Source organism: Amycolatopsis sp. NPDC026612 (genome assembly GCF_040638285.1).
GTDB lineage: Bacteria > Actinomycetota > Actinomycetes > Mycobacteriales > Pseudonocardiaceae > Amycolatopsis.
Genome location: NZ_JBEZYB010000012.1, coordinates 1 through 16,744 on the forward strand (window position 1 = coordinate 1; position 16,744 = coordinate 16,744).

The following is a 16,744-nucleotide window of genomic DNA, read 5'->3' on the forward strand; positions in this document are numbered from 1 at the left end:
GACCAGCGCGATCCCGCTCGCGTACCCGCCCAGTGCGACGGCGAGCAGCCGTCCCGGGGTGGGGGGGGGGGGCCGCGGCGCGCCCCACAACCGGCCCCCCCCCGCGCCCCCCGCCCGCCCTTTCACGGATGGATCGTCACGCGCCGATGCCGATGGCGAACACGTGGAGCGCACCGCCGCTGACGTTGTCCGGCAGCGTCACGCTCGCCACCGTTTTGCCCGCGGCCAGGGTGATCGGGTTGGTGCCGAACACCATCGTGCGGATCTGCTGCGGGTCGCTGCCCGAAGCGTTGCGGTACGGCGTCGACAGCACGATGCGGTTGCCGAACGCCGGCTGCGCGCCGCCGCCACCGAGGGTCCAGTCGGAGAACCCGATGGTGGCGGTGGACGTGCTGCCGTCGGTGTAGGTGATGGTCAGCGTGCCCGAGGCGTTGCCGTTGGACGCCGAGCCGAGCAGCGCGAGCCGCCCGGAACCCGTGACGTTCACCGTCTGGCCGCCGGCGACGACGTTGTCCGGGTCGCCCGCCGGGAACGACGGCCAGGTGAACTTGATGCCGTCACTGGTCACGGTGCTGCCCGGCGTCGCCCCGGCCGCGGCGAGGGCGTCGGCCGAGTAGCTCCAGCCGCCGCCGTCGAAGTTGGCCGCGCCCGAGTTCGAATCCGGGGAGATGCCGGCGTTGTTCACCGTGGCCAGCCAGCTGTTCGGCTGGGCCACCAGCACCGTCAGGACGGCCTGCGAGGAAGCCACGCCCGGTGCGGAGAACGTCACCGGGATCCGGCGGGCGCCGTCGGCCAGCCCCGCCGGGACCGAAACCGTCAGCTCCGCGCTCGCCTTGCCCGCGGCGGGCACCGCGATGGTGCCGGTCGCCGGGGTCAGCGTGATCCCGTCGACGCTGCCCGCACTGTACGTCCAGGTCCGGGCGGTGCCGGACAGGTCCTGGACCCCCACGGACGCCTTCGACGTCGACCCCGCGGGCGTCACCGCGCGCGCCGGGTCCACGAAGGACAGGCTCGGCTTTTCCTGCTCGCGGAACGACGGCGGGGCGTCGGCCGTCGCGCTGCCCCACGCGGTCGCCGTGGCGGAGCGGGTGTAGTCGAGCGTGCCGCCGCCGGAGATCAGCGCCTCCGGCAGCCACGCCTTCGCGGCGGCACTGCCGTTGACCTTCAGGCTGCCCACGTAGTCGCCGGTGCCCGGCGCGTTGATGGTGACCTTCTTGCCCGAGCCGGTGGTGAGCACGGCGTGTTCGAAGCGCGGCGTGACGAGCAGCGTCTCGGCGCGGCCCGGGATCTCCGGGTAGATGCCGAGCGCCGACCACACGTACCAGGCCGACATCTGGCCGAGGTCGTCGTTGCCGATCAGGCCTTCGGGACGCGGGTTGTACAGCTCGTCCATCGAGCGGTGCACGATCGCCTGGGTCTTGGCCGGCGCGCCCGCGTACGAGTAGACGTACGGTGCGTTGGAGTTCGGCTCGTTGCCCATGAAGGCGTACGGCTCCTGCGTGCCCGCGTTCAGCTGGGTGAAGAAGGTGTCCAACCGGGACTGGGTCGCGGTGTTCCCGCCGAACGCCGTCACGACGCCGCCCAGGTCGTAGGGCACCATCCACTCGTACTGCGCGCCGTTGCCCTCGACCCAGCCCTGCGAGCTGGCGGGGTCGTAGGTGCCGGCGAACGAGCCGTCCGCGTTGCGCGGCTGCAGGTGCCCGGTACCCGGGTTGTAGAGGTTCTGCCAGTTCTGCGCGCGCTTCATGAACGTCGTGTACGTCGCGCTGTCGCCGAGCCGCTTCGCGAACTGGGCGATGGAGAAGTCGGCGCTGGTGTATTCCAGGGTGTCCGCGCCGGCGCCCGGCACGTAACCCAGCTTCTGGTAGTCGTCCAGCCCCGGCCGCTCGGTGTAGCCCTGGGTCGGCTGGGTGGCGCCCTTGATCATGAGCAGCAACGCCTTCTGGGCATCGAAGTCCCGGGCCCCGAACGCGTACGCGCTGGACACGATGATGTGGTACGGGTCGCCGTTCATGACGCCGGTGTAGTCGTTCGCGACCGTCCAGCGATCCCACGAGCCGCCCTGCTCGGCGTAGGCCATCATCGACCGGACGATGTCCGAGGTCTCGTGCGGCGCGATCGTCGCCAGGAGCGGGGCTTCGGAGCGGTAGATGTCCCAGCCGGAGAAGTTCGTGTACATCGCGTGGCCCTTGTCGGCCGTGTGGATCCGGCCGTCGAAGCCGACGTACTGGCCGTTGGCGTCCGAGAACACGTTCGGCTGGATCAGCGAGTGGTACAGCGAGGTGTAGAACGTCGTCAGGTCGGCGTCCGAGCCGCCGGTGACGGCGATCTTGCCGAACTGGTCGTTCCACGCCTTGCGCGCGCTCGCGGCCACCGTGTCGAACGACTTCTTGGTGTTCTCGGCCTTGAGGTTGGCCTTCGCGCCGTCGACGGACACGAAGGACAGGCCGACCTGGACGTTCACCTGCGCGCCGTTGAGGTTGGCGAAGGTGACGTACCCGCCGCTGCCCGGCCCGGACACGGTGGTGTCCTGCGTCTTGGCCTTGGCCGGGCGCGCGATCGACGCGTCGACGCCGTTGGGCTGCGCGACCTTCGCCTTGGCGCCGCCCGTTTCGGCGGCCTTGTTCGGCGTCACGGCGCCGTTCTTCCACGTGCCGATCGAGGCGAACGGCGTGTCGAACTTCGCCGAGAAGTAGACGCGGTAGCTGTTGCGCGCGCCGCAGAAGCGGCCGCTCGTGGCCCAGCCGCTGATGGTGTCCTTGCCGATGGTGATCGACGCGTCGTCGGTGCCGTTGACCGAGCCGGAGGTGTTGACCAGCAACGTCGAGGACGCGCCGGCCGGGTAGGTCAGCCGCGCGGAGCCGGTGCGCTGGGTCGCGCTGAGCTCGACCTTCGCGCCGCTGTCGAGGGTGACGTCGTAGGCGCCGGCCGTCGCGTGTTCGTTGGCGTGCGAGAACTTCGACGTGTAGTGGGAAGGGTCGGTCGCCGGGGAAGTCGTCACTTCACCGACATACGGGATGAACGGGATGTCCTGATAGGTCGAACAGCCCGCCCCGGAAAGGTGCGTGAGGCTGAACCCGGTCAGGGCGTTGTCGTCGTAGAAGTAGCCGCCGGGCTGGGATTTCACCGTGTCCGGGCTCCACTGGACCATCCCGAACGGTGCGACCGCGCCCGGGAACGTGTTGCCGGCACCGCCCCCGGTGCCGTGGTCGGCCCCGCCGGGCCGGGTGCCCACGAAGGGGTTGACCCACTTCGCGTAATCCGTGCTGGCTGCCGCCGCAGCGGGCACAGCGGGAGCTACCGCCGCCGTCACCGCCAGCGTCAGGAAGGTTAAACCGGCTCTTAAGCGCGCTCGCGCCATGGCCATCGCCTCTCCACCTCGTCAGCGCGACCAGAAACGGTGTGATGACAACCTTGTCGCGCAGTCGGTCGAACCCGGCCACCTTGGGCAGCGGCTCACCGGACAGTCAAGCGTGTGGTCAAGACCTGTCCGGTTCCGGACAGGGTGCTCAGCCGTCTGTCCTACGCCGTAGGTAGCCGAATCGGCACAATCCACGCCCAGGGCGTTGACAAGCCCCCGGGGCGTGGCGTTCAATCCCCGTCACTATGACAACGTTGTCTCCCCCTGGCCGGGACCCCGGCGGCAGCACGCGCACCGCGAGCAGGCGAGCCACGATGAGCGACGTGGCCCGGCTGGCGGGCGTGAGCATCAAGACCGTTTCCCGCGTGGTCAACGACGAACCGGCGGTGCACCCGGACACCGCCGAACGGGTCATGGCGGCCATCGAGCAGCTGGGTTTCCGGCGCAACCTGGGCGCGCGGAACCTGCGGCGCGGGTCGACCACCGGCACGATCGGGCTGATCGTCGAGGACGTCGGCAACCCCTTCTACTCCGAGCTGAACCGCGCGGTCGAGCGCATCGCGACGTCGTTCGGGCGCCAGGTGCTGACCGGCTCGTCCGAGGAGAACTCAGACCGCGAGCGCGAACTCGTCCTGGAGTTCTGCGCGCGGCGGGTGGACGGCATCCTCGTCGTCCCGGCCGGGCTGCAGCACGGCTACCTGGTGCCGGAGATGCGCGCGGGCACGCCGGTGGTGTTCATCGACCGGCCGGCCGGCGACATCGTGGCCGACACCGTGCTGGTCGACAACCTCGGCGGCACCATCGAAGCCGTCACGCACCTGGCGAAGCACGGGCACCGGCGGATCGCGTTCCTCGGCGACAGCCCGGACATCTTCACCGCGGCCGAGCGCCTGCGCGGGTTCCGCGAAGGCTGCGTGCGCAACGGGATCTCCTACGACGAGTCGCTGGTCACCATGCGCACGCCGACGCCGGACGGCATCGGGGACGCCGTGAAGCGGCTGCTGGACGGGCCGGACGCGGCCACGGCGGTGATCGCCGGCAACAACCGGATCGCCGTGCACGTGCTGCGCACGCTCGCGCACGCCGAGCGCCGCCCGGCGATGGTCGGGTTCGACGACTTCGAGCTGGCGGACCTGCTGAACCCCCCGGTCACCGTGGTCGCGCACGACGTGAGCGCGCTGGGCCACGCCGCGGCCGAACTGCTCTTCGCCCGCGTCCAAGGAGATCAGTCCCCGCCGAGAAAGGTCGTCCTGCCCGTGCATCTCGTCGCCCGCGGTTCCGGTGAGGTCGCCCCGTGACGCTCGCACCGATCCGGCTCGCCGCCAACCAGCCGCCGCAGTTCTACCGCGGGGGCGACGCCATCGCGGCGCTGCGCGGCGCGGCGCCGGACAAGAAGTTCGGCCCGGAGGACTGGGTCGCCTCGGTGAGCACCATGTTCGGCCAGGAGACCAACGGCCTCACCCGCCTGCCCGGCGGCGCTTGGCTGCGTGACGCCGTCGAAGCGAACGCGAACGGCTGGCTCGGCGCGAAGCACGTCGAGGCGCTCGGGACGTCGACCGGGCTGCTGGTGAAGCTCCTCGACGCGGGCCAGCGGCTGCCCGTGCACTTCCACCCGGACGACACGTTCGCGAAGCGCCACTTCGATTCCCACTTCGGCAAGACCGAGGCGTGGATCGTGGTCGGCACCTACGGCGACGACCCGCGCGTCTACCCCGGCTTCAAGGAGACGCTGGCGAAGGCGACGGTGTCCGAGTGGACACGCGAGCAGGACGTGCCGTCGATGCTGGGCGCGCTCAACAGCGTCCCGGTGTCCGCCGGGGACACCGTCTACATCCCGGCCGGGCTGCCGCACGCGATCGGCGAGGGCGTGTTCGTCGTCGAACTGCAGCAGCCGACGGACTTCTCGCTCACCATCGAGTGGCGCGACTTCCTCGCGTCGCCGGAGAAGGGCCACCTCGGCCTCGGCTTCGACACCGCCATCGAGGCGCTGGACACGTCCGGCTGGGACGCCGACCGGCTGGACACCATCATCAAGCGCACCGCGGGCGACAGCTCGTCCACTGTGGACCTGCTGGCCGGCGGATCGGAGCGGTTCTTCCGAGCCGAACGGCTGTGTACCGACCAGTTGACAACGTTGTCACTCGATCCTTCGTTCGCGGTGCTGGTCGTTCTCGACGGCGATGGCACCCTGCGCACCGAGCACGGCGGCGAGCACCCGCTGGCGAAGGGCGACACCTACGTCGTCCCGTTCGACGCCGGCCAGACCGAGCTGTCCGGCACGGCGACGGTGATCCGCTGCCGGCCGCCGGCGCCCGAAGAGAGGCACGGATGAGCGAAATCCTGCTGGACGCGATCGACCTCACCAAGCACTACGGGTCCGTCGAAGCCCTGCGCGGTGCGTCGTTCCAGGCGCGCGCGGGCGAGGTGACGGCGCTGATCGGCGACAACGGCGCCGGCAAGTCCACACTGGTCAAGTGCCTCTCCGGCGCCGAACAGCCGACGTCGGGGAAGATCCTCCTGGACGGCGAGGAGGTCCGCTTCGACTCGCCGACGACCGCGCGGCGGAGAGGCATCGAGACCGTCTACCAGGACCTCGCCGTCGCGCCGGAACTCGACCCGGCGGCGAACCTGTTCCTCGGCCGCGAGATCCACCGCAAAGGCATCCTCGGCAAGCTCGGCATGCTCGACAAGGCCGAGATGCGGCGGCGGGCAGTCGAAGAGTTCCAGCGCCTCGGCGTGACGCTGCAGAGCACCGACGTCCCGATCGGCTCGCTGTCCGGCGGCCAGCGCCAGAGCGTCGCCGTGGCGCGCTCGGTCGTGTGGGCGTCGAAGGTCGTGTTCATGGACGAGCCGACGGCCGCGCTCGGGGTGGTGCAGCGCGAGCGCGTGCTCGACGTCATCAAGAAGGTGCGCGACAAGGGCATCGCCGTCGTGCTGATCAGCCACAACATGCCCGAGGTCCTGTCGGTCGCCGACCGCGTCGAGGTGCTGCGGCTCGGCACGCGCGTCGCCCGCTTCACCGGGACGGACACCAAGCTCGAAGACCTCGTCGCCGCGATGACCGGCGCCCTCGTGCAGGAGGAGGCCGCGTGACCGAGCCTGCGAGGTCCGCAATAGACACAGCAGCGTCGGTCACGACGCCGACGAGCGCAAGCGAGGAGGCGGCGTGAGCGTGTCCAGCCCCGCGAAGAAGGACATCCAGGAAACACCCGAGGCGGGCTTCGGCAAGCGGCCACTGGGCAAACGCCTGGTCGGGGCGAACACGTTCTGGATCGCGCTGGTGCTGCTGGCGCTCATCGTCGTGTTCACCGCCATCGCCCCCGGCGAGTTCGCCACCCTCTTCACCTTCCAGACGCTGCTCATCGAGACCGCGGTGCTGCTGGTGCTGTCGGTCGGGATGACGTTCGTGATCATCACCTCCGGCATCGACCTGTCCGTCGGCTCGGTGCTGATCTTCGCCGGCATGGTCGCCGGCAAGGTGATGGAGGCGATGTCCGGCGGCAACGCGTCGAACGCCGGCTGGGGCGTCATCACGGTCGGCCTGCTCGCCGCGGTGCTGGCCGGGACGGCCTGGGGCCTGGTCAACGGGTTCCTCATCGCGGTGGCGGGCATCCCGCCGCTGATCGTCACCCTCGGCACCATGGGCGCGGCGCTCGGCGCGGCCTACCTGCTCAACAACGGCTCGGACGTGCGCAGCGTGCCGGTCGTGCTCAACCAGACCCTCGGCTACGGCACGTCGTTCGGCATCGTGCCGAACCTCGTCATCGTCGCCGTGGTGATCACGGGCGTCGGCGCGTGGCTCCTGCACACGACGAAGTTCGGCCGCTACACCTTCGCCGTGGGTTCCAACGCCGAGGGCGCGCGGCGCGCCGGCATCGGCGTCACCCGGCACCTGCTGAAGGTGTACACGCTGACGGGTTTCCTGGCCGGGATCGCCGGCTTCCTCTCGCTGGCGTACTACGCGTCGACCACGATCTCGGCGCACACCACCGACAACCTCAACGCCATCGCCGCGGTCGTGATGGGTGGCACGAGCTTGTTCGGCGGCGTCGGGACGGTGCTGGGCACGGTGATCGGCGTGTTCATCCCGGCGGTGCTCAAGAAGGGTTTCAACATCACCCACGTGCCGGACTTCTGGCAGATGATCGCCGTTGGCGCGGTCCTGATCGCCGCCGTCTGGTTCGACCAGCGACGCCGCCGCCGTCGCAACTCCCGCTGAGTTCCCCGAGTACGAAGAGGTGCTTGTGTCATGAAGCTTTCCCAGACTCTCGTGGCCGTGGGAGCGCTGGCGTCCGCCGCTGCGCTGCTCACCGCCTGCGGATCCGGCACGGTCGGGCAGACCGGCTCGGGCGCGTCCGCCCAGCCGTCCGGCAGCAAGAAACTGGCGCTGATCCCCGGCGTGCAGGCCGAGCCGTTCTACATTTCCCTCCAGTGCGGCGCGGAAGCCGAGGCGAAGAAGCTCGGCTACGAGCTGACCACGCAGGCGCCGCAGAAGTTCGACGCGGCGATGCAGACCCAGCTGGTCAACGCGCTCGGCTCGAACCCGCCGGCCGCGCTGCTCGTCGCCCCGACCGACGACACGGCGATGCTCGCGCCGATCCAGCAGGTCAAGGCGCGCGGCGCGAAGATCGTCGAGGTCGACACGTCGCTGAAGGACACCGGGGTCGCCGTGTCGTCCGTCTCCTCCGACAACGCCCAGGGCGGCAAGCTGGCCGCGCAGACGATGGCGAAGCTCGCGGCCGGCAAGAGCGGCTCGGTGCTGATCCTCGACACGATCGCGGGAACGTCCACGACCGCCGCGCGGGCGAAGGGCTTCGAGGAAGAGCTGAAGAACTCGCCGAACCTGAAGTCGATCGGCGTCCAGTTCACCCAGAACGAGCCCGACCAGGCGGCGTCCAAGGTGACGGCGGCCCTGTCGTCGACCCCGGACCTGATCGGCGTCTTCGCGACCAACCTCAACACCGGTGAGGGCGCGGCGACCGGCCTGCGCAACGCGGGCAAGGTCGGGGCGGTCAGCCTGATCGGCTTCGACGCCAGCCCGGCCGAGGTCGAGGGCCTCAAGAACGGCCAGTACCAGGCCCTGATCGCCCAGGACCCGGCCGCCATCGGCACCCAGGGCGTCGACCAGGCCGTCGCGGCGATCGAAGGCAAGTCGGTGACGCGCACCCTCACCGCGCAGCTGCACTCGATCACGAAGGCCGACATGGACGCGAATTCGCAGTACTTCTACAAGCAGAGCTGCTGACCCGTCCGTCAGGGTCCTGGGAGCGGTGCGCGCCCCGCTCCCAGGGTCCTGACCAGCGGTTCACCGGCGGCGAATCGCCACTGCCGGTCACCGCGGTGGGGTAACCGCTCACCGCACGACCCGTGCCCCGGACGGGTGTCCCCCGTCACACTCATCTGCACATGCATTGGCACATGCATGTTCGCAGGGAGGGTGCGATGAGGTACCGGCCGGCTGTCCACCGCACGATCGTCGCGGTCGACGTCGAGGGTTACGGCGACCAGCGCAGAACGACGCCCGACCGCCTGTTGCTGCGCGCGGGCCTCTACCGCGCGCTGGACCGGGCGTTCGACGACGCCGGCGTCCCGTGGCGGGACTGCCGGCCCGGCGACTGCGGAGACGGCGTCTTCGTCCTCGCCCCGCCGGAGATCCCGAAGGGGCTCTTCGTCGAGTTCCTGCCCGCCGCGCTCGCCGTCGCCCTGCACCGGCACAACCGGACGCACGACGCCGGGGCCCGGATCCGGCTCCGGATGGCGCTGCACGCGGGCGAGGTCGCCTACGACGACCACGGCGCCACCGGCCCGGCGATCAACCAGACGTTCCGGCTGCTGGAGGCGGCCCCGCTGAAGAAGGCGCTCAAGGCGTCGCGCGGCGTGCTGGCGCTGATCACGTCGACGTGGTTCTTCGACGAGGTCGTCCGGCACAGCGACGGTCTCGACCCGACGACGTTCCGGCCGGTGCCGGTGGCGGTCAAGGAGACCCGCACGACCGGCTGGATCTCGCTGCCGGACCGGCCGTACCCGGCGAACGCGAGCCTGCTGGGCGAGGCCACGGCGACCGACCAGTACCGGACGTGGCGCCGGTTCCGCCGCCACGCCCAGGTGCTGGCCGACCGAGGGGACGCCGCCTGGCCGTAGGATCTACTCCCCAGCCGCCGAGGGAGGCTCGATGACCGCGCTGCACCTGCGCCCGGCGTCCCGCGCCGACCCGCTGCCGGTGCTCGCCGCCGCCCGCCGCATCACCGACGACCTGCGCGACGGCCTGTCCGGCACCCGCGCCCGCCGCGCCGCGCACCGCCTGCGCCGGCTGTTCGGCTTCCCCGGGCTCGGCCTCACCGACCTCTCCGGGTCGCTGCTGTGGTCCGGACGGCCGGGGCCGGACGCGGTCGTGGCGCAGGTGCTCGACGGCGTCCTGCACTCCGAGGAACCGGGCTCCGCGCCGGCTGTCCTCGTGCTGCCGCTGCACGTCCGCGACGAACTCGTGGGGGCCCTGCTGGTCGTCGGCGACGTCCGGGACGCGGTCGCGGGCGAGGCCGCGGACCTTGTCGTCCAGTCCCTCGAACGCGCCCGGCTCGAAGCTTCGGCGGAACAGGCGGCGCAGGCCGAACTGCGGGCGCTGCGGGCGGAGATGTCGCCGCACTTCGTCTACAACGCACTCACCGTCATCGCGTCGCTGGTGCGTTCGGACCCCGACCGCGCCCGCGACCTCATGCTCGACTTCGCCGACTACACCCGCTACAGCCTGGCGAGGCACGGCGAGTACACGGTGGTCGCCGAGGAGTTCCGCGCGATCGAGACCTACCTCGCGCTGCAGCGGGCGGTGCTCGGCGAACGGCTGCGCGTCCAGGTGCGGGTCGCGCCGGAGATCCTCGCCGTCGCCGTGCCGTACCTCGTGCTGGAACCGCTGGTGGAAAACGCGATCCGGCACGGCATCGAGCCGCGGTCGGGCACCGGCCTGGTCCAGGTGCACGGCCAGGCGGAAGGGAACGACTGCGTGATCTTCGTCGAGGACGACGGGGTGGGCATGGACCCGAAGCGGGCCGCGGACATCCTGGCCGGGCGCACCGGCGAAGACGATCCCGCCGGTCTCGGACTGGCCAATGTGGACAGACGGCTGCGGGACGTCTACGGCGCCTGGTACGGCCTCACCGTCGAAACCGAGGTCGGTGCGGGCACCCGGGTGATCGTGCGGGTGCCGCGGTTCCAGCCGGGGGTGCTGCCGTGACCGGCCTGCGCGTCCTCGCCGTCGACGACCTGCCACCCGCGCTGGACGAGCTCTGCCGCATGCTGCGCGAAGCACCCGAAGTCCGCGAAGTGGTCGGCGCGGGTGACGCGCTGAACGCGTTGAAGCTGCTTCAAGCCGACCGCTTCGACGCGGTGTTCCTCGACATCTCGATGCCGGGCCTCGACGGCCTCGAACTGGCGTCGCTCCTGGCGAAGCTGAGCGAGCCGCCGGTGATCGTGTTCGTCACGGCGCACGACGGGCACGCCGTGGCGGCGTACGGCATCGGCGCCGTCGACTACCTGCTCAAGCCGGTCCGCGCCGAACGGCTGTCCATCGCCTTGGCGAAGGTGCTCCGGATGGCGACCCCGGCTTCGCGGCCGACCCCGGACGCGATGGCCGCGCTGCCGGTCGAGTCCGGCGGGCGCACCCGGTACGTCCGCCGCGACGACGTCCTGTTCGTCGAGGCCCACGGCGACTACGTCCGGCTGCACACCCGCGGCGGCGTCCACCTGGTGCGGATGCCGATCTCGCGGCTCGAGGAGTACTGGGAGGGCACCGGGTTCAGCCGGGTGCACCGCGGATTCCTGGTGGCCGTCGGCGCGGTGCTGGAGCTGCGCAGCGACACCGCGGGCGGCCTGCTCGCCCACACCGAGGCCGGCGACGTCCCGGTGAGCCGCCGGCACGCCCGCGACCTGCGGGACCGGCTGCTGGAAGCCGCCCAGCGCGGCCAGCTCGGCTCGGATTCGCGATGAGTGCGGTCCCGGGCCCGCGATGAGCAAGATCCGCCGGGTCGCCGTCACCAGCCCGCAGACCCGCCTCGCCCACGCGCGCCGCCGGTCGCGCGGCCGCTGGCGCCAGCCGCGCCTCCCCGCGGGCGACACCCAGCGCGCCACCGCCCTCTACACCGCCCAGCGCCGCGGCGGCATCCCCGCGCTCGTGCTCATGTTCGTCCTGCTCCTCGGCCTGCCGGGGGTGTTCGCGCTCTTCCCCGCCCTGGACACCGCGCGGCTGCTGGGAATTCCGCTGTCCTGGCTGCTGCTGGCGGTGCTCCCGTACCCCGCGATGGCGCTGCTGGCCCGCTGGCAGCTGCGCCGCGCCGAACGCGTCGAGGACGACTGATGGGCGTCGCGCTCGCCGTCGCGCCGGTCGTGCTCGTGACGCTGCTGATCGGCGTCCGCGGGGTCGCCGCGATGCGCACGACGTCGGACTTCCTCGTGGCGTCCCGGCGGATCTCGCCGCTGGTCAACTCGGCCGCCGTCTCCGGCGAATACCTGAGTGCGGCGTCGTTCCTCGGCGTCGCCGGGCTCGTCGTCAAGGACGGCATCGGGGCGCTCTGGTACCCGGTCGGCTTCACCGCCGGCTACATCGCGATGCTCGTGCTGGTCGCCGCGCCGATGCGGCGGTCGGGCGCGCTGACCGTCCCCGACTTCGCCGAAGCGCGCCTCAACTCCCCCGCCCTGCGCCGCCTCACCGCCGTGGTCGTCTTGGTGATCGGCACCATCTACGTCGTCCCGCAGTTCCGCACCGCCGGCCTGGTGCTCACCGCGGTCGGCGGCACCCCGTACTGGGTCGGTGTAGTGCTGGCCGGCGCCGCGGTCAGCGTCACCCTGGCCCTGGGCGGCATGCGCGCGGCGACGTACGTGCAGGCGTTCCAGTTCGTGCTGAAGCTGCTGCTGTTCCTCATCCCGGCCATCTGGCTCGTGCTGCAGGCCGGCGCGGTCAACCGGACCGATGCGCTCAACCCGGTCGAGTTCACCCACTTCGCCCGCGAGACGCCGGTGAAGTTCGAGGTCGACGTCACGATGGAGATCCGCGAACCGACCCTCGTGCGACGCAACGGCGTCGCGGAAGCCTTGCCGCCCGGCGAATTCACCGCACACAGCCAGGACGAGGTGGTGTTCGGCGAAGGCGCGGCGGTCCCGGCCGTCCGCGGCGGCGCCCCGCTCGGCGGCGCCGACTGGCGGCGCCCGCTGCTCGACCTCGGCGACCAGGGCTATCCGCTGCTCGGCACGTGGGCCGTGCTGGTCGCGACCATGCTCGGCACGATGGGCCTTCCCCACGTGCTGATGCGCTTCCACACCAGCCCGGACGGCCGCGCCGCGCGCCGCACCGCCGCGATCACCGTCGCCCTGCTCGGCGTCTTCTACCTCTTTCCGGGTGTCTACGGCGTTCTCGGCCGCGTGCTCGTGCCGGGGCTCTACCTCTCCGGCGCGACCGACACCGTCGTCGTCGCGCTGCCGTACCAAGTGGACAGTGGCTGGGCCGGCGGCCTCTTCACGGCGCTGCTGACCGCGGGCGCGTTCGCCGCGTTCCTGGCGACGTCGCTCGGCCTGCTGCTGGTGATGTCCGGGGCGATCGCCCACGACCTCGTCCCCGGCGGGCTGCGGCGGCTGCGGATCGCCGTGTTCGGCGTGGCCGGGGCGATGGTGCTGCTGGCCCTGCGCTCGGCCGAGCTCGACGCCGGAGTCCTGGTGACCTGGGGGTTCACCGTGGCCGCGTCGACGTTCTGCCCGCTGCTGGTGCTCGGCATCTGGTGGCCGCGGCTGACCGCGACCGGCGGGATCGCCGGCGTGCTGGCCGGGCTGGTGGCGTCGTCCGGCTCGATCCTGTTCGCCCTCGCCGGGCCGCCGCTGCACGGCTGGGTGGCGATCTTGGTGCAGCAACCGGCACCCTGGTCGGTACCGCTCGCGTTCGGCGTAATGGCGCTGGTCTCGCTCCGGGGGCGGCCACCCGCGTGGTCGACGGCGGCGATGCTGCGCCTCCACCTGGACGAACCCCGCTCAACGGGACCGCGCGACCGTTCGTCAACCGTTCGTCGTCTGGCCCGGCTGTTGAGCCGCTGAATCTTCACGCGAGCCTCACGCGTCCCTACGGTGTCGCAGGTCACTTTCCGCAACGTCGCAGGGAGCAGCGATGAGCACGACGGACACCGGCGGGCCCCCGGACACTTCGGACACCGTCTGGGAGCGAGCCCACGAAAGCACGGAGTTCCGCGAGCTGCGCAGCCGCCTGCGCCGGTTCGTCTTCCCGATGACGGCGGTGTTCCTGCTCTGGTACCTGCTGTACGTGCTCCTCGCGGACTACGCGCACGGCTTCATGAGCACCAAGGTGTTCGGCAACATCAACGTCGGCCTGATCTTCGGCCTGCTGCAGTTCGTCTCGACGTTCGTGATCACCGGCCTCTACGTCCGGTACGCCAACCGGAAGCTCGACCCGGTCGCCGAGAAGATCCGTGAAGACATCGAAGACGGCCCCGCGAAGGAGCAAGCATGACGACACTCGCCGCGGGTGTGGAAGGCAGCAACCCGCTTCTCAACATCATCATCTTCGCCGCCTTCGTGCTCATCACGCTGGTGATCGTGTTCCGGGCCAGCCGCAACACCAAGACGGCGTCGGACTACTACGCCGCCGGCCGCGCCTTCACCGGCCCGCAGAACGGCATCGCCATCTCGGGTGACTACCTGTCGGCGGCGTCGTTCCTCGGCATCGCCGGCGCGATCGCCATCAACGGCTACGACGGCTTCCTCTACTCCATCGGCTTCCTCGTGGCGTGGCTCGTCGCGCTGCTGCTGGTGGCGGAGCTGCTGCGCAACACCGGCAAGTTCACGATGGGCGACGTCCTGGCCTTCCGGATGAAGCAGCGGCCGGTGCGGGCCGCGGCCGCGACGTCGACGCTGATCGTGTCGTTCTTCTACCTGCTCGCGCAGATGGCGGGCGCCGGCGGTCTCGTCGCGCTGCTGCTCGGTGTCGAAGGCAAGGGCGCACAGGCACTGGTGATCGCCGTGGTCGGCGTGATCATGATCGCCTACGTGCTGATCGGCGGCATGAAGGGCACCACCTGGGTGCAGATCATCAAGGCCGCGCTGCTCATCATCGGCGCGCTCGTGATCACCCTGTGGGTGCTCGGCAAGTACGGCTTCAACTTCTCCCAGCTGCTGCAGGCCGCCGTCGACAAGGCGGGCAAGGCCGGGCAGACGCTGCTCGGCCCGGGCAAGCAGTACGGCGCCACCGGGACGTCGAAGCTGGACTTCCTCTCCCTCGGCATCGCGCTGGTGCTGGGCACCGCGGGCCTGCCGCACGTCCTGATGCGCTTCTACACGGTGCCGACGGCCCGCGACGCGCGTCGCTCGGTGGTCTGGGCGATCGTCCTGATCGGCGTGTTCTACCTGTTCACGCTGGTGCTCGGCTACGGCGCCGGTGCGCTGGTCGGGCCGGACACGATCAAGAAGGCGCCGGGCGGGGTCAACTCCGCGGCTCCGCTGCTCGCGCTCGAACTGGGCGGCCCGGTGCTGCTGGGCCTGATCTCCGCGGTCGCCTTCGCGACGATCCTCGCGGTGGTCGCCGGCCTGACGATCACGGCGTCGGCGTCCTTCGCCCACGACGTCTACGCGAACGTCGTCAAGCGGGGCAAGACGTCGCCGGACTCGGAGGTCAAGGTCGCCCGGATCACCGCGGTGGTCATCGGCGCCCTCGCCATCGGCGGCGGCATCCTGGCCAACGGGCAGAACGTGGCGTTCCTGGTCGCGCTGGCCTTCGCGGTCGCGGCGTCGGCGAACCTGCCGACGATCCTCTACTCGCTGTTCTGGAAGCGGTTCAACACCCAGGGCGCGCTGTGGTCGATCTACGGCGGCCTGGCCATCACGATCGTGCTGATCGTGTTCTCGCCGGCGGTGTCCGGCAAGAGCACGTCGATGATCAAGACGGCCGACTTCGCCTGGTTCCCGCTGAGCAACCCCGGCATCGTCTCGATCCCGGCCGCGTTCATCCTGGGCTGGCTGGGCACGGTCCTGTCGAAGGAACACGACGAGAAGAAGTACGTCGAGATGGAGGTCCGTTCCCTGACCGGTGCGGGCGCCGAAAAGGCGGTTTCCCACTAGCTCCACCGACCCCGAAGGCCGCCGCGAGGGTGTTCCCGATCCCCTCGCGGCGGCCTTCGGCCATCAGTCCGTCAGTACGGCAGCTTGCCCTTGGCGACGCCCTCGACGACCGCTTCGAACTGCGCCCGGACGTACTGCCACAGCCCGCCGCCCAGCGAAATCCTCGCCACCCCCAGCTCGGCGAGGCCTTCGAGGCCCGGGCTGCCCGGCCACGCGGGCGCGTTGACCGCACCGCCGGCACCCCGCACGAACTCCGCGATCAGCTCCGGCGTGCGCAGGTGGATCGGGTAGACGCAGTCGGCGCCCGCTTCCAGGTAGGCCTTGGCCCGGGCGACGCCGGCTTCGAGAGCTTCTTTCGGGTCCACTCCGCGGAAGGAGTCGACCCGGGCGTTGATCACCAGGCCGTCGCCCGCCGCCTCGCGCAGCGCGGCGATCCGGGCCGCCTGCTCGTCGACCGGCCGAACGTCGCCGGTCGCGTGGTCGGTGTCCTCGAAGTTGCAGCCGACGGCGCCGGCGTCGAGCAGCCGGCCCGCCAGTTCGGCCCCGGACAGGCCGTAGCCCGACTCGGCGTCGACGGTGACCGGGACGCCGACGGCCTTCGCAATCCGCGCGGCGGCGGCGAACATCTCGGCCGCGGGCGCCTGCTCGCCGTCGGGGAAGCCGAGCGCGGCCGCCACGGCGACCGAGCTGGTCGCGATGGCGGGGAACCCGGCGGCCTCGACGACCTTCGCGGTGTCGGCGTCCCAGACGTTCGGCAGCACGAGCGGTTTGCCGGGGACGTGCAGTGCCCTCAGCGCGGCGGCGGTCATGCGTCCAGCTCCGGCAGGGGGGTGTGGCTGGTGATGGTCATCCGGTTCCAGCTGTTGATCGCGATGATCTCCCACGCGACCGCGCGGTACTGGTCTTCGGTGAACACCTTCACCGCCTGCTCGTAGACGTCGTCGGGCACGGTCTGCGTCACCGGCAGCTTGGTCATCGCCTCGGTGAGGGCCAGGGCGGCCTGCTCCTGCTCGCTGAACAGGTCGGTCTCGCGCCAGCCGTCGAGCACGAACAGGCGCCGCGGCGACTCGCCCAGCTCGAGCGCGTCACGGGAGTGCATGTCGAGGCAGAACGCGCAGCCGTTGAGCTGCGACGCGCGGGTCTTCACCAGTTCCAGCAGCTTGGGGTCGAGCCCCGCGTTGGCGGCGGCCTTGTTCACCTCGGCCTGCAGGTTCGCCATCGCCTGGTACAGCCCGGGAGCGCCCCCGAGCCCGATTCGGTTGGTCATGCCGTCCACGC

Annotated in this window: 15 protein-coding genes; 12 read left to right on the forward strand and 3 right to left on the reverse strand. The window is 71.0% G+C overall.

Annotated elements, in window-relative coordinates; all coding sequences use genetic code 11:
• Positions 1-136 precede the first annotated feature (136 nt).
• Complete coding sequence (locus tag AB0F15_RS14535; RefSeq protein ID WP_360270262.1) at positions 137-3,361, reverse strand: GH92 family glycosyl hydrolase; 3,225 nt, start codon at positions 3,359-3,361, stop codon at positions 137-139.
• A gap of 314 nt (positions 3,362-3,675) precedes the next feature.
• Between AB0F15_RS14535 and AB0F15_RS14540 the strand changes: the two genes are divergently transcribed.
• The 12 genes from AB0F15_RS14540 to AB0F15_RS14595 all read left to right on the forward strand — a co-directional run bounded on the left by AB0F15_RS14540 (position 3,676) and on the right by AB0F15_RS14595 (position 15,466).
• Complete coding sequence (locus tag AB0F15_RS14540; protein ID WP_360270021.1) at positions 3,676-4,659, forward strand: LacI family DNA-binding transcriptional regulator; 984 nt, start codon at positions 3,676-3,678, stop codon at positions 4,657-4,659.
• Complete coding sequence (locus AB0F15_RS14545) at positions 4,656-5,693, forward strand: class I mannose-6-phosphate isomerase (protein ID WP_360270023.1); 1,038 nt, start codon at positions 4,656-4,658, stop codon at positions 5,691-5,693. The genes AB0F15_RS14540 and AB0F15_RS14545 overlap by 4 nt, the downstream gene beginning before the upstream one ends.
• Positions 5,690-6,454, forward strand: a complete 765-nt coding sequence (locus AB0F15_RS14550) for an ATP-binding cassette domain-containing protein (RefSeq protein WP_360270025.1) — start codon at positions 5,690-5,692, stop codon at positions 6,452-6,454. The genes AB0F15_RS14545 and AB0F15_RS14550 overlap by 4 nt, the downstream gene beginning before the upstream one ends.
• A 73-nt stretch (positions 6,455-6,527) precedes the next feature.
• Positions 6,528-7,580: an ABC transporter permease gene (locus tag AB0F15_RS14555; protein ID WP_360270027.1), complete on the forward strand. Its 1,053-nt coding sequence runs from the start codon at positions 6,528-6,530 to the stop codon at positions 7,578-7,580.
• Positions 7,581-7,610: 30 nt separating this feature from the next.
• Positions 7,611-8,606 (forward strand): ABC transporter substrate-binding protein, encoded by a 996-nt coding sequence (locus AB0F15_RS14560; RefSeq protein ID WP_360270029.1) that lies wholly within the window; start codon positions 7,611-7,613, stop codon positions 8,604-8,606.
• Positions 8,607-8,803: 197 nt separating this feature from the next.
• The gene (locus AB0F15_RS14565) at positions 8,804-9,502 is read left to right on the forward strand and encodes a hypothetical protein (protein ID WP_360270031.1); all 699 of its coding nucleotides are present in this window, start codon (positions 8,804-8,806) and stop codon (positions 9,500-9,502) included.
• Between the two features lie 31 nt (positions 9,503-9,533).
• Positions 9,534-10,589, forward strand: coding sequence for a histidine kinase (locus AB0F15_RS14570; protein ID WP_360270032.1), 1,056 nt, complete (start codon positions 9,534-9,536; stop codon positions 10,587-10,589).
• Positions 10,586-11,341: a LytTR family DNA-binding domain-containing protein gene (locus tag AB0F15_RS14575; protein ID WP_360270034.1), complete on the forward strand. Its 756-nt coding sequence runs from the start codon at positions 10,586-10,588 to the stop codon at positions 11,339-11,341. Before AB0F15_RS14570 ends, AB0F15_RS14575 begins: the two co-directional genes overlap by 4 nt.
• Positions 11,342-11,360: 19 nt before the next feature.
• Complete coding sequence (locus AB0F15_RS14580; protein WP_360270035.1) at positions 11,361-11,708, forward strand: hypothetical protein; 348 nt, start codon at positions 11,361-11,363, stop codon at positions 11,706-11,708.
• On the forward strand, positions 11,708-13,432 hold the full coding sequence (locus AB0F15_RS14585; protein WP_360270037.1) for a cation acetate symporter: 1,725 nt from the start codon (positions 11,708-11,710) through the stop codon (positions 13,430-13,432). The genes AB0F15_RS14580 and AB0F15_RS14585 overlap by 1 nt, the downstream gene beginning before the upstream one ends.
• Before the next feature lie 70 nt (positions 13,433-13,502).
• Positions 13,503-13,862 carry a DUF485 domain-containing protein gene (locus AB0F15_RS14590; protein ID WP_360270039.1) on the forward strand — a complete coding sequence of 120 codons (360 nt, stop codon included), beginning with the start codon at positions 13,503-13,505 and terminating at the stop codon, positions 13,860-13,862.
• A complete protein-coding gene (locus AB0F15_RS14595) occupies positions 13,859-15,466 on the forward strand; it encodes a cation acetate symporter (RefSeq protein ID WP_360270041.1) in 1,608 nt (535 codons plus the stop codon). Before AB0F15_RS14590 ends, AB0F15_RS14595 begins: the two co-directional genes overlap by 4 nt.
• Positions 15,467-15,537: 71 nt before the next feature.
• Here AB0F15_RS14595 and AB0F15_RS14600 read toward each other — a convergent pair whose 3' ends face one another.
• Positions 15,538-16,275: an isocitrate lyase/phosphoenolpyruvate mutase family protein gene (locus tag AB0F15_RS14600; RefSeq protein ID WP_360270043.1), complete on the reverse strand. Its 738-nt coding sequence runs from the start codon at positions 16,273-16,275 to the stop codon at positions 15,538-15,540.
• The gene (locus tag AB0F15_RS14605; protein WP_360270045.1) at positions 16,272-16,733 is read right to left on the reverse strand and encodes a carboxymuconolactone decarboxylase family protein; all 462 of its coding nucleotides are present in this window, start codon (positions 16,731-16,733) and stop codon (positions 16,272-16,274) included. The genes AB0F15_RS14600 and AB0F15_RS14605 overlap by 4 nt, the downstream gene beginning before the upstream one ends.
• Positions 16,734-16,744 lie beyond the last annotated feature (11 nt).